Source organism: Streptomyces sp. SN-593 (genome assembly GCF_016756395.1).
GTDB classification, from domain to species: Bacteria; Actinomycetota; Actinomycetes; order Streptomycetales; family Streptomycetaceae; genus Actinacidiphila; species Actinacidiphila reveromycinica.
In genome coordinates, this window is the sequence record NZ_AP018365.1 from 829,592 (window position 1) to 849,232 (window position 19,641).

Annotated in this window: 13 protein-coding genes and 1 riboswitch; of the genes, 9 read left to right on the forward strand and 4 right to left on the reverse strand. The window is 76.5% G+C overall.

Annotated elements, in window-relative coordinates:
- Positions 1–115 precede the first annotated feature (115 nt).
- Both RVR_RS03465 and RVR_RS03470 read left to right on the forward strand, forming a co-directional pair.
- On the forward strand, positions 116–1,117 hold the full coding sequence (locus RVR_RS03465) for an aldo/keto reductase family protein (RefSeq protein WP_202232430.1): 1,002 nt from the start codon (positions 116–118) through the stop codon (positions 1,115–1,117).
- 89 nt (positions 1,118–1,206) lie between these two features.
- The gene (locus RVR_RS03470; protein WP_202232431.1) at positions 1,207–2,070 is read left to right on the forward strand and encodes a phosphatase PAP2 family protein; all 864 of its coding nucleotides are present in this window, start codon (positions 1,207–1,209) and stop codon (positions 2,068–2,070) included.
- Here RVR_RS03470 and RVR_RS03475 read toward each other — a convergent pair.
- Positions 2,060–3,352 carry a transglycosylase family protein gene (locus RVR_RS03475; protein ID WP_202232432.1) on the reverse strand — a complete coding sequence of 431 codons (1,293 nt, stop codon included), beginning with the start codon at positions 3,350–3,352 and terminating at the stop codon, positions 2,060–2,062. The two genes, RVR_RS03470 and RVR_RS03475, sit on opposite strands and share 11 nt — an antisense overlap.
- A 147-nt stretch (positions 3,353–3,499) precedes the next feature.
- Here RVR_RS03475 and RVR_RS03480 point away from each other — a divergent pair, with 147 nt between their 5' ends.
- From RVR_RS03480 to RVR_RS03500, 5 genes are all read left to right on the forward strand, one after another.
- On the forward strand, positions 3,500–4,501 hold the full coding sequence (locus RVR_RS03480; protein WP_202232433.1) for an LLM class flavin-dependent oxidoreductase: 1,002 nt from the start codon (positions 3,500–3,502) through the stop codon (positions 4,499–4,501).
- A gap of 248 nt (positions 4,502–4,749) precedes the next feature.
- Positions 4,750–6,069: a D-alanyl-D-alanine carboxypeptidase family protein gene (locus RVR_RS03485; RefSeq protein ID WP_202232434.1), complete on the forward strand. Its 1,320-nt coding sequence runs from the start codon at positions 4,750–4,752 to the stop codon at positions 6,067–6,069.
- A 113-nt stretch (positions 6,070–6,182) separates the two neighbouring features.
- Positions 6,183–8,288 (forward strand): restriction endonuclease, encoded by a 2,106-nt coding sequence (locus tag RVR_RS03490; RefSeq protein ID WP_202232435.1) that lies wholly within the window; start codon positions 6,183–6,185, stop codon positions 8,286–8,288.
- A 349-nt stretch (positions 8,289–8,637) separates the two neighbouring features.
- Positions 8,638–9,786: a transcription termination factor Rho gene (gene rho, locus RVR_RS03495; RefSeq protein ID WP_202232436.1), complete on the forward strand. Its 1,149-nt coding sequence runs from the start codon at positions 8,638–8,640 to the stop codon at positions 9,784–9,786.
- Between the two features lie 336 nt (positions 9,787–10,122).
- Positions 10,123–13,626, forward strand: coding sequence for a helix-turn-helix transcriptional regulator (locus RVR_RS03500; RefSeq protein WP_202232437.1), 3,504 nt, complete (start codon positions 10,123–10,125; stop codon positions 13,624–13,626).
- 125 nt (positions 13,627–13,751) lie between these two features.
- Here the strand turns inward: RVR_RS03500 and RVR_RS03505 are convergent, their stop codons facing one another.
- The 3 genes from RVR_RS03505 to RVR_RS03515 all read right to left on the reverse strand — a co-directional run bounded on the left by RVR_RS03505 (position 13,752) and on the right by RVR_RS03515 (position 16,992).
- Positions 13,752–14,558, reverse strand: a complete 807-nt coding sequence (locus RVR_RS03505) for a M23 family metallopeptidase (protein WP_202232438.1) — start codon at positions 14,556–14,558, stop codon at positions 13,752–13,754.
- Between the two features lie 5 nt (positions 14,559–14,563).
- Positions 14,564–14,734: riboswitch (cyclic di-AMP (ydaO/yuaA leader) on the reverse strand.
- A gap of 376 nt (positions 14,735–15,110) precedes the next feature.
- Complete coding sequence (locus RVR_RS03510; RefSeq protein ID WP_202232439.1) at positions 15,111–16,127, reverse strand: GNAT family N-acetyltransferase; 1,017 nt, start codon at positions 16,125–16,127, stop codon at positions 15,111–15,113.
- A gap of 229 nt (positions 16,128–16,356) precedes the next feature.
- A complete protein-coding gene (locus RVR_RS03515; RefSeq protein ID WP_430393099.1) occupies positions 16,357–16,992 on the reverse strand; it encodes a nucleoside/nucleotide kinase family protein in 636 nt (211 codons plus the stop codon).
- Between the two features lie 228 nt (positions 16,993–17,220).
- On the opposite strand from RVR_RS03515, the gene RVR_RS03520 reads away from it, so the two are divergent.
- Together RVR_RS03520 and RVR_RS03525 are read left to right on the forward strand one after the other, a co-directional pair.
- Complete coding sequence (locus RVR_RS03520; protein ID WP_103887705.1) at positions 17,221–17,415, forward strand: hypothetical protein; 195 nt, start codon at positions 17,221–17,223, stop codon at positions 17,413–17,415.
- 214 nt (positions 17,416–17,629) lie between these two features.
- Positions 17,630–19,288: a hypothetical protein gene (locus RVR_RS03525; RefSeq protein ID WP_202232441.1), complete on the forward strand. Its 1,659-nt coding sequence runs from the start codon at positions 17,630–17,632 to the stop codon at positions 19,286–19,288.
- Positions 19,289–19,641 lie beyond the last annotated feature (353 nt).

Consider the following 19,641-nt stretch of genomic DNA (forward strand, 5'->3'; position numbering starts at 1 on the left):
GCGGGCACCGATCCGGACGAGGCGGTCCGCACGGTGCCCGCCCCGCGCTCCCACCCGCCCACCACCGGCGGGGCGCCCCGCCGGCCGCCCGGGACCAGCACATAGAGTCGTGTGCATGGAATACCGACACCTCGGCCGCAGCGGCCTGTTCATCAGCGAGATCGCCTACGGCAACTGGCTCACCCACGGCTCCCAGGTGGAGGAGGACGCCGCCACCGCATGCGTGCGGGCCGCCCTCGACGCGGGTATCACCACCTTCGACACCGCCGACGTCTACGCGCAGACCCGCGCCGAGTCGGTGCTCGGACGCGCCCTGAAGGGCGAGCGCCGCGAGGGCCTGGAGATCCTCACCAAGGTCTTCTGGCCCACCGGCCCCGGCCTCAACGACCGCGGCCTGTCGCGCAAGCACATCGCGGAGTCCATCGAGAACTCGCTGCGCCGGCTCCAGACCGACCACGTGGACGTCTACCAGGCGCACCGCTTCGACGTCTCCACCCCGCTGGAGGAGACGATGGAGGCGTTCGCCGACGTCGTGCACTCGGGCAAGGCGCACTACATCGGCGTCTCGGAGTGGACCTCCGACCAGATCCGGCGCGGCCACGCCCTGGCCCGCGAGTTGCGCATCCCGCTGGTGTCCAACCAGCCGCAGTACTCGGCGCTGTGGCGGGTCATCGAGGGCGAGGTCGTGCCCACCTGCGAGGAACTGGGCCTCGGCCAGGTCGTGTTCTCGCCGATCGCGCAGGGCGTGCTCACCGGCAAGTACCGGCCCGGGCAGCAGCCGCCGGCCGGCTCGCGGGCCACCGACGACAAGGGCGGCTCCGGCATGATCAGCCGCTGGATGCGGGACGAGGTGCTGGAGCGGGTGCAGCTCCTGGAGCCGCTGGCCGCCGAGGCGGGCCTGTCCACGGCGCAGCTCGCCGTGGCCTGGGTGCTCCAGAACCCGAACGTGTCCGCGGCGATCATCGGTGCCTCCCGGCCCGAGCAGGTCACCGAGAACGCCAAGGCGGCGGGCGTGAAGCTGGAGGCCGGGCTGATGGCGGGGATCGAGGAGGCCCTCGCCCCGGTGGCGACCACCGACCCCAAGCGCGTCCACGACAACGTGCCGGAGCGCCGCTGAGGCAGGGCCGCCGCCGGGCCCGGCTCCCCCGCCGCGCCGCGTGTGGCGGCGCGGGCGGGCCCGGGCCCGGGCGTACCCTGACCGGGCTGATGACGTCCGTCGAAGGCGCCCGCCCGATGTCCCGCACGCCGCACGACCCGCCGCCGCACGCCACGGGGGACGGCATCCCGCCCGCCCCGCCGCGCCGGTCGCCGTACACCCGGCGCGTCGTGGGCTGGGCCGTGGCACTGGCGGCGGCGTTCGCGGCACTGGCCGCGGTGGTGCTCACCCGCCACGGCGCCCCGTACCCGCCGGACGCCCGCCCGATCGGCTGGGCCGTGGGGCACCGCCCGGCCGCGGTGCTGACCGCCGCCCGCGTGGTGACCCACGCGGGCACGGGCCCGTACCCCTACGTGGCCGCGGCCCTCGGCGGATGGCTGGGCGGCAGCCGGGGGCGGGTGGCCGCTGCCCGCGCCGGGGCGCCGACGGCCCTGCTCGCCGTGGCGGCGCTGCTCGCCGAACAGGCGGTGCGCACCGGGCTGATGCTGGCCTTCCACCGGGCCCGGCCCCCCGCGGCGGACTGGGCGACGGCCGCGTCGGGGCACTCCTTCCCCTCCGGGCACGCCGCGTCGAGCGCGATGGCCGCCGGGCTGCTGGCCTGGGGCGCGCTGCGGGCCCGCCCGGGCGGCCTCGGGCGGACCGCGGCGGTCCTGTGCGCGGCGGCGGCCGTCGCGGTCGGCTGCTCCCGGGTCTACCTGGGGGTGCACTGGCCCACGGACGTGCTCGGCGGCTGGCTCTCCGCGGGCTGCTGCCTGCTGCTGGCGCTGCCGCCGCTGACCCGGTTCGCCCGCGCGCACGACGTCCCCGGCGGGTTCCCGGACCGCGGCCCGGACGGGGACGGGGGCAGGAACGGGGACGGGGACGGGGCGGGCGGCCCGGACGGGGACGCGGGGGGCGGTCCGGTCAGACCTTGACCCCGTGCGCGCGCAGGAACGCCAGCGGGTCGATGTCGTCGCCGTAGTCCGGCCCGGTGCGCATCTCGAAGTGCAGGTGCGGCCCCGTCGCGTTGCCGGTCGCGCCGGACCGCGCGATCCGCTGGCCCTCCGAGACGTGCTGGCCGGCCTTCACCGAGATCTGCGACAGGTGGCCGTACTGGCTGTACTCGCCGTCGGCGTGCTTGATGACGACCTGGTAGCCGTACGACCCGCCCCAGCCCGCGGTGACCACGGTGCCGGCGGCGACCGAGTGCACCGCGGTGCCGGTGCCGACGAGGAAGTCCACACCGGTGTGGTAGCCGCTGGCCCAACTGCTGCCGCCCACGTGGTAGCCGGTGCCGATGGAGGCGTGCACGGGAACGGTCCACCCGGAGGACTTCTTGGTCGCGGAGGTGGTGTGCGCCTTCTTGGGCGCGGGCTTCGCGGCGGGCTTCGCGGCGGTTTTCCCGGTCGGCGCCGCCTCGGTCTTCTTCGGCGCGGCCTTGGCGGGCGCGTCGAGGGTGAGCCGCTGGCCGGGGATGATCAGGTCGGGGTCGCCGCCGACCACGGTGCGGTTGCCCGCGTACAGCGCCGGCCAACCGCCCTTGACCTGGTGGTCCGCGGCGATGCCGGACAGCGTGTCCCCGCGCGCGACGGTGTAGCGCTCCCCGGCGGCCGCCTTCGTGCCGGACGCCTGGGCCGCGGCCGGGTGGGCCGGCGCCGCGGACTTCTTCGCCGGCGCCGCCTCGGTCTTCTTCGGCGCGGTCTTCGCCGCCTCGGTCTTCGCCGCCTCGGTCTTCGCCGCCTCGGTCTTCGCCGCCTCGGTCTTCTTCGGCGCGGCCTTCTTCGGCGCGGCCTTCTTCGTACCGGTGGACACCTGCACGGTGTGCGAGGCCGTCGCCGCCTCGCGGGTGAGCCCCGCCCGCAGCGAGCAGACCGGCCAGGCGCGCGGCCCCTGGCTGGCGAGCACCTTCTCCGCGACCGCGATCTGCTCGCTCTTGGAGGCGAGGTCGGCGCGCGGGGCGTACGCGGCGCCGCCGTACGCCCGCCAGGTACTGGCGCTGAACTGGAGCCCGCCGTAGTACCCGTTGCCGGTGTTGATCTTCCAGTTGCCCGAGGACTCGCACTTGGCGACCTTGTCCCACACCCCGGAGGTGGCGGCGTGCGCGCTGCTCATCCCGATCAGCGGCAGGGCGAGCCCGGCTCCGCCCGCGGTGACGGTCAGCGACGCCTGGGAGACCCGGCTCGGACGATAGCGGCGGTGGCGTCCGCGTAAGGCCATGACGCGCGTCCTTTCCCTACAGCGCCCGGCTGTCCCGGACGGGCCGAAGAGGCGGCCCAAAGATAGGCCCGCCCCGGCTCCGCCACAAGAGCACCCGCACCACCATCAGGTGGGACTAGGGGGCGCATCCGGGGCGTTGCAGGTGAAGTGACCTCCGTACTGCGCGACACGCCGTTCTCCGTCCTGGACCGGTCCCGTACCCGTGCGGGCGAGGACCCGCCGCGGGCCCTGCGCGCGACGGTGGAGTTCGCGCGGCGGGCGGAGGCGCTGGGATACCACCGGTTCTGGGTCTCGGAGCACCACGGCGTGCCCGGGGTCGCCGGGTCCGCGCCGACGGTGCTGGCGGCCGCCGTGGCCTCGGCGACCTCGCGGATCAGGGTCGGCACCGGCGGGGTGATGCTGCCCAACCACCGGCCCCTGGTGGTGGCCGAGCAGTTCGGGGTGCTGGAGTCGCTCTTCCCCGGGCGGATCGACATGGGCCTGGGCCGCTCGGTCGGTTTCACCGGCGGCGTGCGCAAGGCGCTCGGGCACGGCAAGGAGGCCGCGGAGGGCTTCGACGGGCAGATCGGCGAGCTGCTCGGCTGGTTCGACGGCTCGCAGCGGGCGTACCCGCAAGTGCACGCCTGGCCGGCCGAGGGCCTGCGCCCGGCGCCCTTCCTGCTCGCCACCGGCAGCGGCGCCGACCTGGCCGCCGCGCACGGCCTGCCCCTGGTGATCGGCGGCATCCGCGGCGAGGACGCGATGCTGCGGGCGGTGGACCGCTACCGCGCCGCCTTCCGCCCCTCGCCGTGGGCCGCCGCCCCCTACGTGGTGCTCTCCGGCACCGTGGCCGTCGCCGCCACCGCCGAGGCCGCCCGCCGGCTCCTGGCACCCGAGGCGTGGGCGACGGCCTACTCCCGCACCCACGGTGTCTTCCCCGCCCTCACGTCGTACGACTCGATCGCCGCGACCCCCATGTCCGCCGCCGAGCGGGACCGCTTCGAGACGGCCATGACCGGACACGTCCACGGCACCCCGGACGCCGTCGCGGCCTCGCTGGAGTCCCTGCTGTCGCGCAGCGCGGCCGACGAGTTCCTGGTGACCACCAGCACCTACGACCGCGCCGAACTCCTGGACTCCTACCGCCTGCTGGCCGGTCTGCTGTCCTGAGTCCCTCCCCCGGCCGCGCTCGGCGCCGGGCCCGTGCCGAGGGGCCGCGCCCCCGTACGCGCCGGGGCAGGCGGCGCCGGCGGAATCGGCCGGACCGGTGAACCCGACGGGCGGTCAGCGCCGCCCGCTGGCGTGCGATGTGACGGTACGTCCGGTTGGCGGCCGGTCCTCACTCGCAGGCGCGGTGGCCTCACCGGGATGGACGGCACCACCGCGCCGGAGCCGTTCATCATTCCTACGGTGATCGCATGAACGCCTTCCGTCCCGCTCGCCCCTCCGGTCGCCACCGCCCCGTCCTGCCCACCGGGCTGCCGGCGGCCGCGCTGGCCGCCGCCTGCTGCCTGGCCGCGCTGTCCGCCGGACCTGCGGCCGCCGCCGCGCCGGCACCCGCGTCCGCGTCCGCGCCCGGCGGCGGCCAGGACACCTCGGCCGCCGACGCCTCCACCCGTATGACCGCGGACAGCACGCTGCTGTCCGAGCCCGGCGTCCACGTCATGCCCCACTCCGGCGCGCCGGACCTGCCCTCCGGCCTGTCCGCGCTGTCCTGGACGGTGTCCGACGCGCGGACCGGCCAGGTGCTGGCCGCGAAGGACGCGCACCGCAGGCTGCCGCCCGCCTCCACGCTCAAGACGCTCTTCGCCGACACGGTGCTTCCCCGCTTCCCCGCCGGCCTCAGGCACAAGGTCGAGGACTCCGACCTGGCCGGCCTCGGCGACGGCAGCAGCCTGGTCGGGGTCCAGCCCGGCCAGACCTACACCGTCTCCGACCTGTGGCGGGGTGTCTTCCTCGCCTCCGGCAACGACGCCGTCCACGTGCTGGCGAACATGAACGGCTCGGTCGCGAAGACCGTCTCCGAGATGCAGGCCAAGGCCCGGATGCTGGGCGCCATGGACACCCACGTCGTCACCCCCGACGGCTACGACGAGCCGGGGCAGCTCTCCTCCGCGTACGACCTCGCGGTGTTCGCCCGGGCCGGTCTCGCCAACCCGGACTTCGCGCGGTACGCCGCCACGAAGGACTCCCAGTTCCCCGGCGGCTACGACGCGCAGGGCTCGTACGTGTCCTCGTTCGGCATCGAGAACACCAACCGGCTGCTGACCGGCGAGAAGGGCGTCACCGCGTACCCGGGTCTGGTCGGCGTGAAGAACGGCTACACCACCAACGCCGGCAACACGCTGGTCGCCGCCGCCCGCAAGAGCGGGCGCACCATCATCGTCTCGGTGATGAACCCGCAGTCCGGGGAGACCAACGCGGTCTACACGGAGGCGGCGAAGCTGCTCGACTGGGGCTTCGCCGCCGCGGACCGCACCACGTCGGTGGGCACGCTCAACGCGGCGGCGCCCGTGCCGGCGGCCGGCACGGGAACCTCCGCGGACGCCGACCGGAGCGGGACGTCCGGGGCGGCCCGCAAGGGGGACCGGGCGCCCCAGGAGGCGCACGCCGCCCCGGTGTCCTCACGCTCCGCGGTGGCCTCGCCGACGGCATGGGCGGTCGGCGGCGCGCTGGTGCTGCTCGCGGCCGCGTCGGTGGTGGTGCTGCGGCGGCGCGGCGCCGCGAAGAACCGGTGAAGCCCCTGGCAGAGGGGTACTCTCGGTGACGGGGCGGTCGGGCCGGGCGGTGGGCGCGAGTCGGCGATCGCCCGTGCGCTGACGCGCGTCGCCGGAGGGGGAGCTGTAGCCGCATGAGCCGTCGTTCGACCGGATCGGTGTCCACATGGGCCGAGATCCAGCGCCAGCAGCAGCGGCAGACGGAGGCTCAGCACCGGGCACAGGAGCAGCAGCGGCGCGACGCCGAGCGGCGGCAGCGGGCCGCGGAGCGCGCGCTGGCCCGCTCGCAGAAGGAACAGCAGGCGGCGTACCGGCGCCGCCGCGAGGACGACGCGCGCCGGCGCACCGAGGAACTGGAGCACCGCGTCGAGGAGTTGGCGGGGCTGCTGCGGGCGGGCTGCGCCGCGCCGCTCTTCTCGCCCGAAGCACTGGTGCTGCCGGAGGAGTTGGAGCCCTTTGCGCCGGGACCCCTCGCGGTTCCGGTGGCGATGCCGCGGCTGGAGCATTACGCCCCCGCGCACCGCTCGACCTGGAGCCTCGGCCGCCAGGACCGGCAGGTGCGCGAGCGCTACGAGCGCGACCTCGCGGTGGCGCGGGCCGCCGAGGCGCAGCGGCAGCGCCAACTCGCCGACTACCAGGAGCGCTACCGCCGCTGGGCCGAGCAGCGCCTGGCCGAGGTCCGCCGCCACAACGCCGGGGTGCGCGACGCGCTGGACCGGCTGCGCGACGGCGAGCCGGACGCCGTCGAGGAGTACCTGACGGGCGCGCTGTACTCGTCGCGGGCATGGCCCGAGGGGCTGCCTCGGCAGGTGTCGGCGACCTTCGAGGCACCCGAGCGGCAGTTGGTGCTGGACTGGGAGCTGCCGGCCCTCGCCGTGGTGCCGGAGGCCGCGCTCGTGCGGTACATGCCGAGCGTCGACCGCGACAAGGAGGTCGCGCGCCCGGTCACCGAACGGCGGGCGGTCTACCGGGACCTGCTGGCGCAGTGCCTGCTGCTGGTGCTGCGGGAGGTGTTCGGCGCGGACCGGTTCGACCTGCTCGGCTCGGTGGTGCTCAACGGCTTCGTCGACGACACCGATCCCGCGACCGGGCACCGCAGCCCGGTGTTCCTGGCCACCGCCAGGGTCGCCCGGGCGGACTTCGCCGCGGTGAACCTCGCGCAGGTGAACGCGGTGGACTGCCTGGTGGACGGGTTGGGCGGGCAGTTGTCGGCGCGTCCGGACCGCAGGGCGGAGGTCGTCCCGGTGCGCCGTCCGGGCGAGGCCGGACGCCGGGTGGTCAGCCACGGCGGCGGCGAGGAGCCGGACCTGCTGACGATGGACCCGCTGGAGTTCGAGGAGCTGGTCGCGGAGCTGTTCCGGGCGATGGGCATGAGCGCGGTCACCACGGTGCGGTCCGGCGACGGCGGGGTCGACGTGGACGCGCTCGACCCGGACCCGATCCGCGGCGGCAAGATCGTGGTGCAGGTCAAGCGGTACCGCAACACCGTGACCCCCAGCGCCGTACGCGACCTGTACGGCACCGTGCAGTCCATGGGCGCGAACAAGGGCGTGCTGATCACCACTTCGGGCTTCGGCCCGACCTCGCACGCCTTCGCCAACGGCAAGCCGCTGACGCTGGTGTCGGGCACGGACCTGGTGGAGCTGCTCCACCAGCACGGCCTGGGCGGCCGGTTGGGCGGCGGTCCGCCGTCCGCCGGGGCCGCGGGCACGCCGACCGGCGGGTCGAACACGGGAGTCGACGACGAGCCGGACGCCAGCGTGCTGGGCATGTGGTGGGCCGGGGACGTGGCGCTGGACGTGTGCGCGCTGGTGTGCGCGGGCGGCCGGGTGCTCGGTGACGACCACTTCGTCTTCTACAACAACCCGCGCACCCCCGACGGCAGCGTGCGGATGATGCCGGGGCTCGGCGGCGACAAGGCGGCGATCTGGGTCAGCTTCGACCGGCTGCCGGCCGGTGCCGACCGGGTGGTGCTGGTCGCGGCCATAGACCCCGAGGTGAACCCGGACGCCGACCTGGCCGGCTTCACCGACGCCCGCATACGCCTCACCGACCCCGAGGGCAGTGAGGCGGACCGGCTGGACGTCTCCGACGGCCGGCCCGGCGAGACGGCCCTGGTACTCGGCTCCTTCCGCCGGCGCTCCGGCGACGACTGGGCCTTCGTGCCCGGCGGCAAGGGCTACCAGGGTTCCGGCGGCCTGGTCGAGCTGGTGCAGGAGCACGGCATCGAGGTGGAGTAGCCCGGCCCGGCGACGCGGCCGGGGTACGGCCCGGGGCGCCGGCTCGGGGCGCCGGCCGCGGCGGATCGGCGCGGGGGGGATGGCACCGGTCCGCAGTGTGTTAAGCTCACCGTAGGGACTTGTAGGTTTCGCTTTTCACGGCACCTCGTCCTCTTCCCCTCGGCTCTCGTCCGAGTGTGGTGTGTTCTCCCGAACGGCACGGCGTCGGCCGATCCTTCGCCCCGCCTTCGTCTCCTCGCGGCTCCGGCGAGCGTGTGTCTCCCCGCTCGCGCCGCGATCCCCACCCGTCCGACCCGGCGGCGTCCGTCGCCGCCGACCTGGACCTTCCGTCCGCGAAAGGACGACTTCCATGACCGACATTCTCGAACGCCCGCGGACCCGGCAGGAGTTGCCGCAGCGGGTGACCGGCGTGCTCGACACCGAGCGCGGCGGGCAGGCGCGGCTGCGCGGCCCCGGCCTGCTCCCCTCCCCCGACGACCCGGTGGTACCCCAGGCGCTGGTCCGCCGGGCCGGGCTGCGCAGGGGCGACCTCGTGGAGGGCACCGCCGGCAGGCCCGGCACCCTCACCGACGTCCACTCCGTCAACGGGCTACCGCCCGCGGCGGCTCGCCCCCGCTTCGCCGACCTCACCCCCCTGCACCCCAGGGAGCCGCTGCGACTGGAGAGTCCGGCGCTGAAGGGCTCGTCGGCGGCCGCCGGCCGCGTCATCGACCTGATGGCACCGGTCGGCAAGGGCCAGCGCGGCCTGATCGTCGCCCCGCCCAAGGCCGGCAAGACCGTGCTGCTCCAGGGCGTCGCGGCCGCGATCGCCACCAACCACCCCGAGGCGCACCTCATGGTGCTGCTCGTGGACGAGCGCCCCGAGGAGGTCACCGAGATGCGGGCGAGCGTGCGCGGCGAGGTGATCGCCTCGACCTTCGACCAGCCCGCCCGCCAGCACATCCAGGTGGCCGAACTCGCCGTCGAGCGGGCGAAGCGGATGGTCGAGCAGGGCCGCGACGTGGTGATCCTGCTCGACTCCCTGACCCGGCTGTGCCGCGCCCACAACAACAGCGGCGCCGGCAGCGGCCGTACGCTCTCCGGCGGGGTGGACGCCGCCGCGCTGCTCGGCCCCAAGCGGCTGTTCGGCGCGGCCCGGCTGGCCGAGGAGGGCGGCTCGCTGACGATCCTGGCGACCGCCCTGGTCGACACCGGCTCGCGCGCCGACGACTTCTACTACGAGGAACTCAAGGGCACCGGCAACATGGAGCTGCACCTCGACCGGTTCCTGGCCGAGCGGCGGGTCTTCCCGTCCATCGACATCGCCGCCTCCGGCACCCGCCGCGAGGAACTGCTCGTCCCTGCCGACGAGTTGGCGGTCCGCTACCACCTGCGCCGGGCGCTGGTCTCCCGTGACCCGCACTCCGCCACCGAGGTCCTGCTGAGCCGGCTGCGCGAGACGCGGACCAACGCGGAGTTCCTGCGCGGCGCCCGCGCCACCGTCCCCGGCGCCTCGTAAACCGGCCTCGCAGGCCCCGCTGTCCCGCAGACCCCGCCGTCCCGCAGACCCCGTCTCCTCAAAGGCCCGTCTCCTCAAAGGCCCCGCCGCCTCTCCGCAGGGGCGGAGAACCCGGTGCCGCCGGGCGGTCCGGCCCGGCAGGACCGGCGGACGACCGACGGAGACCTCACCGACCGCTGCGGCTGGAGCGGCCGGACGGTGGGTGCCCGCCGGTCGAGCGGGTGATCCGCGCCGTGCTGCCCACACCGCTGACGACCCCGCTGACGGCACCACCGGCGGCACCGCACGCGGCGGCGGGGCCCGGTGCGGCGGACGGCATCGGCTAACGTGCGGCGCATGCTGCTGGGACGGGAAGCCGAGGCGGACACGGTCGGCGCGCTGCTGGAGGGCGCGCGGTCCGGACGCAGCGGGGTGCTGGTGGTACGCGGGGACGCCGGGATCGGCAAGACCGCGCTGCTGGCCCACGCCGTGGCCCGGGCGGACACGGACGGCTTCAGGGTGGTCCGCGGCTCCGGCATCGAGTTCGAAGCCGAACTTCCCTACGCCGGACTGGAGTTGCTGCTGCGCCGGGCGATGGGGTCGATCGGGTCGGTGCCGGAGCCCCAACAGCGGGCGCTGCGCGCGGCGTTCGGGCTGGCCGCCGGGACGTCGGGCGAGCCGATGTTCGTGGGCCTCGCGGTGCTGTCGCTGCTGGCGGGGCACGCGGGCGGCGGACCGCTGCTGTGCGTCGTGGACGACGCGCAGTGGCTGGACCGCGCGTCGGCGGACGCGCTGGTGTTCGCGGCCCGGCGGCTGGACGCGGAGGGCGTGGTGATGCTCCTCGCGGCGCGCGACGGCGAGGGATCGTTCCGCGCGCCGGGTCTGCCGGTCCTGCGGCTGGCCGGGCTCGACGCGGCGGCGGCGGGTCTGCTGCTGGCGGAGCGGGGTGCCGGGCTGGCCCCCGCCGTGCGCCGCCGGGTGCTCGCCGAGGCCCAGGGCAACCCGCTGGCGCTGCTGGAACTGCCCCTCGCCCTGGCCCCGGCGACGGCCGTCGCCGGGAACGCGCCGGGCGCCGCGCCCGCACCGCCTCCCGCCGGCGCGCCGGGGGCGACGCGTACGACGAGGGCGGCTGCCGCCACCGGCGGGGCGGGCAACGGCGGCACGGCACCCGTCGCGGGTACGGCCGGCGCCGACGGCCCCCTCAACGCCACGACCGCGGCGGGCGCCCGAGGACCGGCGGGCGCGACGGGCACCGCCGCGCCCGTACGGACCGCCGACGTGGCGGAGGCCGCCGGTCCGACCGGGTCCGGCGCGGCGGCACCCACGGCCGGTACGGCGGGTCCCGCCACCGCCCGCCCGCGCACCATGTCCACGGCAGGCGCGGCCGCCGCACTCGGCGCACCCGATGCCGCCGACGCGGCCCGCGGTACCGACCCCGCGCCCGCCACCGGCGCGCCGGACGCGAGCAAACCGCCGGGTCCGGCACGCACCGGCGCTCCCCCACGGACCGCCGACGACGCGGGTGGCGTCCCCGCCGCCCCGACCACCGGCCTCCTCCCCGCCCCCGAAGTGACGAGCGCGTCCGGCACGGCGGCCACCTCGCCCGCCTCCGGCACCACCAGTGCGGTCGGCACGTCGAGCGCGTCGGGTGCGGCCGGCGCCGACGGCGGGGCCGTGGCCGACGGTGCCGGACCTGACGGCTTCGGACCGGGCGCGCTGCCGCTGACCAGCAGGCTGGAAGCCGCCTTCCACGGCCGGGTCGGCCACCTCCCGCCCGGCACCCGGACCCTGCTGCTGATCGCCGCCGCCGACCACACCGGCGTCCCGGAGACCCTGCTCGCCGCGGCCACCGCGCTCGGGGTGGGCGTGGAGGACCTGCCGCCCGCGCAGGACGCCGGGATCGTGCTGGTGGACGAGGAGGACCGGCTCCGCTTCCGCCACCCGCTGATGCGGGCCGCGATCCACCAGCGCGCGCCGCTGCCGGAGCGGCTGGCGGCGCACCGGGCGCTGGCCGACGCGGCGGACCCGGTGCACGACCCGGACCACCGGGCCTGGCACCTCGCGATGGCCGCGACCGGCCCCGACGAGGAGGTGGCCGCCGCCCTGGAGGCCACCGCGGTCCGGGCCCGCGAGCGCAGCGGCCACTCCGCGGCGTCGGTCGCCTACGAGCGCGCCGCCCGGTTGAGTCCCGGCTCCGCCGCCCGCGCCGGCAGGCTGCTGCTGGCCGCCGAGTCCGCCTCGGAGGCGGGCGAGCTGCCCCGGGCCCGGGAGTTCGCGGAGCGGGCCGCCCGCGCGGCCTCCGACGCCCTGCCCCCGGGCTCCGCGGAGCAGGCGGTGGTGCGGGCCCGGGCGCTCGACGTACGGGCGCTCGCCGACTTCTGGCAGGGCGCGTTCCCCGGCGCGCACCGGATGCTGCTGGAGGGCGCCGAGGCCGCGGCCGCGGCCGACCCCGAACGGGCCGGGCGGATGCTGGTGCAGGCGGTGCACACCGGCTGGTACCTGGGCGCCGTGAAGGTGCGGGCGACCGTCGGGCGGCTGGCGGCCCTGGAGTTGCCCGCGGGCACGGCGATCCGCGCGGTCGCGGACTTTCTCGCCGGAGCCCTGGCGGACGCCCTCGGCCCGGATCCGTCCGGACCGGCCGCCGCGCAGCGCCCTGACCCCGTGTGCCCCGACCCTGTCCCCCCGGACGCCGGACACCCGGGAGCCGGACACCCGGAAGCAGGCCCGCCCGCCCCGGAGTCGGTCTCCTCGGCCGCCTCGGCAGCCCGCGCCGGCGGCGCCGACCCGCGCGAGCTGGCGATGCTGTGCGCGGCCGGCATGCTGCGCGGGCAGGACGCCGAATCCCACGCGCTGGCCGTGGAGTTGGCGGCCGAGTGCCGGGACGCCGGTGGTCTGGGCCGGCTCGCCACGGTGCTGTTCTTCCAGGCCGAGGTCGAGCTGTTCCAGTCGCGGCTCACCGACGCGCACGCCACCGCCGCCGAGTGGCTGCGCATCCACCCCGGCACGCGACAGGCGCAGTGGGTCAGCCAGTTGAACGGTGTGCTGGCCCATGTGGCGGCGTTGCGGGGCGAGGACGCGGAGTGCCGTGCCCGTGCCGCGGAGGCGCTGGCGGCCGCACCGGGCGCCCCGACCGCGCCGGGCGCGAGTTGGGCGTACTGGTCGCAGGGCCTGCTCGACCTCGGTGCCGGCCGCGCCCGATCGGCGCTGGAGCGGCTGGAGTTGCTGGCCGATCCGCTGCTCAGCCACCAGATCTCGGCCACCCGCAGCGTGCCGGACCTGGTGGAGGCCGCGGTGCGGGTGGGCGAACCCGGGCGCGCGGCCGAGCCGTTCGACCGGTTCGAGCGGTGGGCGCGGGGCACGGGGCAGGGCTGGGCGGCGGCCATGGCGTCCCGCTGTCGGGCGCTGCTGGCCCCCGACGAGGAGGCCGAGGAGCACTTCACGGCGGCCCTGGCCGGCCACGACCCGCACCGGCGCCCCTTGGAGGCGGCCCGCACCGGGCTGCTGTACGGCGAGTGGCTGCGGCGGGCCCGGCGCAGGAACGAGGCCGCCGGGCGGCTGCGGTCCGCGCTGGAGGTGTTCGAACGGCTCGGCGCCCGTCCGTGGGCGGACCGGTCCCGCCGCGAACTCGACGCGTGCGGAGTTCCGGTGACGGGTCGTCAGGAGTCGCGGTCGCCTGCGGACCGGGCGGGACTCACCCCGCAGGAGTCGCAGATCGTCCGGCTGGCCGCGCAGGGCCTGTCGAACAAGGACATCGCCGCACGGCTGTTCCTGAGCCCGCGCACCGTCGGCTACCACCTGTACAAGGCGTATCCGAAGCTCGGTGTCGCCTCACGCGGTGAACTGGCCGCGCTGCTCGGTTGACCCGTCCCGTCCACCTCGTCCGTACAGTCATCGGCGGCCCCGCGACGCCCCCGGACGCCGGTGCGCCCGCCCGGACACCGAGGACCGGACGGGCGCAGCGCGCAGGGGGCGGTGCCGCGGCACCGTCAGATGACGACGCCGTGGCCGCGCATGTAGGCGACCGGGTCGATGTCCGAGCCGTAGCTCGGCGTGGTGCGCACCTCGAAGTGCAGGTGCGGACCGGTGACGTTGCCGGTCGCGCCCGAGACGCCGATCTCCTGGCCCTCGGTGACGGTCTGGCCGGCCGAGACCAGCGTCTTCGACAGGTGGCCGTACAGGGTGTACCTGCCGTCGGCGTGGTGGACGATCACGTCGTTGCCGTACGCGCCGTCCCAGCCGGCCGACACGACGGTGCCGGCGGCGACCACGTGCACCGGGGTGCCGGAGCCGACGAGGAAGTCGACGCCGGTGTGCGAACCGCTGGACCACAGGGAGCCGGACGCCTTGTAGCCGGTGCCGATGGCGGCGTCGCCGACCGGCTTCATCCAGCCGGTGCCGGCCGTGGCCGACTTCGCGGCCGTGGCGGAGGCGGCGGTGCTCGCGGTGGACTTCGCCTGCGGCACGGCCTGCGCGACGTGCAGGGTCAGCACGGTGCCGGGGCGGATCAGGCCCGGGTCGGACCCGATGGCGGCCTTGTTGTCCTGGTACAGCCGCTTCCAGCCGCCGGTGACGTGCTGCGCCGTGGCGATCTTGACGAGGGTGTCGCCCTTGACGACCTTGTACGTGGCCGTGGCGGAGGTGGTGCTCTTCTCCGGGGTGGCCGCGCCGGCGTGGGTCGCGGCGACCAGCGGCAGCACGAGCGCGGCGCTGCCTGCGCCGGCGGCCACGGTCAGACGGGTGAGGCGGCGGCCGCCCAGGATCCTGGGCCTGCGGTGCCGGTTGCGTGCGGGCATGGGGGATGTCCTCTCCTACGCCTGCGAGGTGAGCTGTCGGGTTCGGGCGGGAGATGCCCGGCCGCGGGTGCGGCTTCACCCCGAGCCGCCCGGACGCGCGCCGCTGGCGCGGCGGTCGGTCCGGGCGGCGACCTGTCCTGGGTCCCCCGCTCCTGCCATGTCGGTGCTCGGATGATCCGCGGGGTGGGCGGTGGCAGGACTCGGCGGTCCGCCCGGCGGATGGGAAGCGGGTTGCCCCGCACCCGACGGAACGTAGGGGAACCCGCTCCGGGCGGGCAAACAGCGGGGGCCGCCTCCCCGGGCGCCGCGGTCACGGTGTGTGGCCGCACACCCGGATGTCCGCTATGCGATCCTTACGTCGAGTGCGCCGTCCGACACCGTCCATCACGTTTCGCCCCCTGCGACCACACTCCGTCCCCCGATCAAGCGCGGACCGTGCCCACCCGGTGATACCGCTCACAGACGCGCCAAATGTCCCTCTTTGTACGATTTTCGGGGTCGCGCGCGCACCGGTCGGCGCCCTCGGCGGAGGGCGGTCGGGGCGGCCCGCCCTCAGAACGTGCCGGCCGGCCCGGTGAGGCGGTGGTCCAGGGTGCGGGCGAGGCGGTAGGCGACCGGGCGGAAGCCGATCGCCGGGAGGTGCCCGGCGGCGTGCGGGGACGCGGACGGCCACTGCGCGGCCATGTACCGGTGCCCGGCGTCGTACGCCCAGGCGAGCGCGGTCGCCAGCAGCACCCGGCTGATCCCCTCCCCGCGGAAGGCGGTGTCGACGTACATCTCGACGAGCTCGACGCTGGATTCGGGCACCACCGGGTCGGGCCGCGCGGGCACCAGCAGCACCATGCCGATCTCCTCGCCCCGCCGGGAGGCGATCCACGCGCCGCACCGGGAGTCCGCGAGCGCGGCCGCGTAGTGCACGCGCAGCGCAGCGAGCGCGGTCTCCGGCTGCGGCTGGAAGGTGGCGGTGCCGCGCTGCCGCCGCGCGGACTCCGCGGCCATCCGGCCGATCTGCGGCAGGTCGCCCGGGCCGGCGCGGCGGATGGCGAGCCCCTCGACCCCGCGCGGCTGCCGCCCGCGCGCCTTGACCGCCATCAGGCCGTGCACCCGGTCCCGGCCGAACCCGAGGTCGGACCAGGGCGCGGTGCCGACGTCGCCGGCCGGCACATCGACGTAGTGCGCCAACCGCCGGTCGGCGACGAGCCGTTCGGCGACCCGGACGTACAGCGCGCGCAGCACCTCGCTCTCGCGGCCGGCGGGCAGCGCGTGGCCGCCGTGCGGGACGAGGGCGGAACGCGGGTGGGCGCGCAGCGCGGCCGGATCGTCCGGGGCGAGATCGACCGGCACGGCCGCGAGGTGCCCGATCAGGCCGCCGTCGCCGTCGAGGGCGCTGACCGCCTCCACCCCGGGCGTCCGGTGGAGCCTGCCGAGCAGGTCCTCCCCGCGCACCGGACCGTCGGCGAGCCAGGACCGCTGCGACGGGGGCCGCCGGGCGCGGGCGAACCAGCGGTCGTACCGCTGCACGGCGAGGGGTATGTGCTCGGTGGTCAGCGGCGCGATGGCGACAGTCATGGTGCTCGTGGACGCTAGCGGTGCGCGCCGCCCCAGGGCAAGGCGGGTCCGGACGGCCGCCGGGACAGGCCGGGACGGGTGCCCGCCAAGCGCCCGAAAAGCCGTGCGGGGACGGGATGTCCGGCTCTCCGCGCCCCCTCGGCGACGCCCCGGGGCGGCCTCGGCGGCCCGCTGTCCCCCGCCACCCGACCCTCCGTCCGGCGCCCCACCCGACCCTCCGTCCGGCGCTTCACCCGGTCCACGCCGGGTGCCTCGGGTCGTCCGCCCGCACCAGCACGTCCGCGGCCTCCTCGGGCAGCGCCTCGCGCGCGTACCGCGCGTAGGCCGGCAGGGTCCACCGCTCCTCCGCGGGGGTGCGCCGGGCCAGCGCCGACGGGGACAGCCGCAGATGGACCGTCAGGTCGAACGGCAGGCCCTGGCCGAGCAGCAGCGGTCCGTCGAGCACCAGCACGCCGCCGGGCGGGAGTTCGACGTAGCCGGCCCGGGTGGAGCGGTCGGTGCGCGGGTCGCGCAGCGAGGGGAGGGCACGGCCGCTGCCGCCGGGCCCGAGCGGGTCGAGCACCTCGCGGCGCAGCGCCCCGGTGTCGAGCCAGAGCTGGTAGTACGCGTCGACGTCCTCGTGGCCGTACTCCAGCCGGAGCGAGGCGGGGCGCCAGAAGGTGTCGGCCGCCACCCGCAGCACCGGGCGGCCGAGCGCGGGCAGCGCGGCCGCGACGGCGTCGGCGAGGTCGGCGGGACGGGCGGCGGGCGCGCCGTCCACGGCGACCCGCCACCAGGGGCCGGGCGGGCGGCCGGCCGCGATCCGCTCGGCGAGGGCGTCGGCGAGCTTGGGCCAGGTGATGGGGGTCGGCTGCACCCGCCCCATCCTGCCGGACCGCCCCCGGTCGTCACCCCGGCGCCTCGCCCTCACCCGATCGGGCGGGGCGGTGGGGCCGCACCCGGGCCGGGACCGGCCGCGTACCGCGCAGCACCTCACCCGACTGGCAGAAGGAGGCCGCACATCACCCGTTTGCCAGCGCGCGCGATCTCTCACTTTTTGTGAGCCTGGGAGGACTCACGGTGACCGTCCCCATCACCTCAGGAGAAGAGCCCCATGATCCTGTCCATCTCCGGCGTCGTGCTTCTCGGCGTCATCTGCTTCCTGTTCTTCCGCAAGGACGGCCTGAAGGTGTCCCACGGAGTGGTCTGCGCACTCTTCGGGTTCTACCTCGCCGGTACCGCCATCGCCCCGAGCATCACAGCGGGCGGGGCGAGCCTGGCCAGCCTGATCGGCGGGCTCAAGATCTAGCGCCGTCCGACCGGCGGCCACTCCTGCCCCACCCCTCGGGCCCGGCAGCGGTCGATCCGCTCCCGGGCCCGTCGCCTTTCCCGCAGCTCGCGGCCCGCAGCCCGCCGGCCGCGCGGCCTGCCGCCCGCCGCCCGCAGCCCTCCGCGCGCGTCCCACCGCGCACCGGCGTCCCCCCACGCGCCGCCCCCCACCCGAACCACCCATGGAGCACCCCGTGGCCAGGCGTCCCCTTCCCAGCATCCTCAGCAGCCGGCCGGCGCTCGTCCGCGGCCGCGACCTGGCGCGCACCGCGGCCGACGGCGCCGGCGACGTGCTGCACCCCGTCATCACCATCGCCCGGGGCGTGCGCCGGCAGGCGTCGTGGGCCGGCGGGTGGTGGGGCCGCACCCCGAAGGACCGGCGCGGGCCGGCGCTGCTGCTGGCCGCCACGGCCGCCGTGATCGTGGCGATGATGCCGTACGGGCCGATCCTCGGGGTCGCCGCGCTGGTCGCGTCGGCGGCGTGGATGGGCCGGGACCGCAACGCCTCGGCCCCGGCCGGTCCGACGGAGGCCGAGGGCGTACGCCTCCAGTCGCTGTACGAGGCGCTGGTGCCCTACCTGTCCGACCCCGGCGACCCGGCACCGCTGTACACCCACGACGGCGGCTGGGAGCAGGCGTTCAGCGGGTACGAGTTCCGGGACGGCCGGCTGGTCCGGCTGCACCTGCGCTATCCGGCGTACTTCACCGACGGCGAGGAGGACTCCCGCGTCCGCGTCGAGCAGCTACTGCACGCCAAGGCCGGGCGCGGCCGGGAGTACCGCTTCGACTGGAACGAGGAGGAGAACCACCTCACCCTCACCGCGCTGCCGCCGCTGCCGACCGACATCGTCGCGCAGCGGTTCGTCACGTCGCCGGGCGAGACGGTGCTCGGCTTCACCGACTCCGACGCGGTGCAGCGCACCGTGCCCGTCACGGTGCCGTCCGCCGAGGACGGCACCGCGGGCGGCGACGGCCCGGTCACCCGGGACGCGCCGCCCGTGCTGTGGCGCACCGGCGCGCGCTCCACCGAGCCGCACCTGCTGGCGCTCGGCCAGCCCGGCACCGGGACGACGAGCCTGCTGCGGTCGATCGCGCTCCAGGCGCTGGTGCACGGCGACGTGGTGATCGTCGACGGCAGCGGCACCGGTGAGTACGCGTCCCTGGCCGGACGGCCGGGGGTGCTCGCCGTCGAGGACGGGGTGCTCGGCGCGGCGGCGACGCTGGAGTGGGCGGCCCACGAGACCGAGCGGCGGCTGATCGCGGTGAACCGGGCCCGCCAGGCGGGGAACCCGGTCGCCGACGACGTGCGGCGGCCGCTGTGGATCGTCGTCGACCGGCCGACCGCGCTCACGCAGTTGGCGCTGGCCGAGGGGCGGCCCGACCCGCAGACCCTGCTGGACGTGCCGCTGCGGCACGGCAGGACCGCGAACGTCGCGGTGGCGGTGGCCGACCAGCTCGACGCGACCGAGGCGCTCGCGCCGGTGGTGATCTCGCAGACCCGCGCCAGGGTGGTGCTGGGGCCGCTCGCGCCCGAGCACGTGCAGGCCGTCCTCGGGGCGCCGCAGCGGACGACACCGGCGGCGGACGTGCCGCCCGGGCGGGGTTACGCCCGGCTCGGCACCGGGCCGGTGCTGCGGCTCCAGGTGCCGGCCGCGCCCGATCCCTTCGACGAGGAGGCGCCCGCGGCGCAGCGGTCGGCGGTGCTCGCGCTGCTGTCCCCGGACGGTGCGGACGCCGCGGCTCCGGCGCCGCACGTGCCCGACGCCGAGCCCGGGCGTGCTCCGGCGACCGAGGCGGTGGTCCTGCGCAAGGACACGGTGGTCCGGACGGTCGCCGACCTCGAGTTGGGGTGAGCCGGACCCCGGGTGCCCCCGTCCCGCCGGTCGCGGGACCGCCCCTGGGCGGGGGCCGGTCTCCCCGTCAGCGGCGGGTTCCCCGCGCCCCCACGGCAACCCGCCGCTGACGCGGAGACCGGCTCCCGGCCACAGGCCGCCGTACGGTTGCGCGCGCCGTTCCCCGCGCCCCTGTGGGCCCCGGATTCCGCGGAGAAGCCGCACCTCGCCAGGAGCGTGAGCGACCCTGCACACCCGGCGCCCCGCAGGGACTCGTGGCGCCGCCGGGACGGCGATGCGGCCCGCCATCCCGGAGGGACACCGCACCACCGCTCTCGCGGAGGACGGCTCCCGGCCGCGGGTCGCCGTGCGGT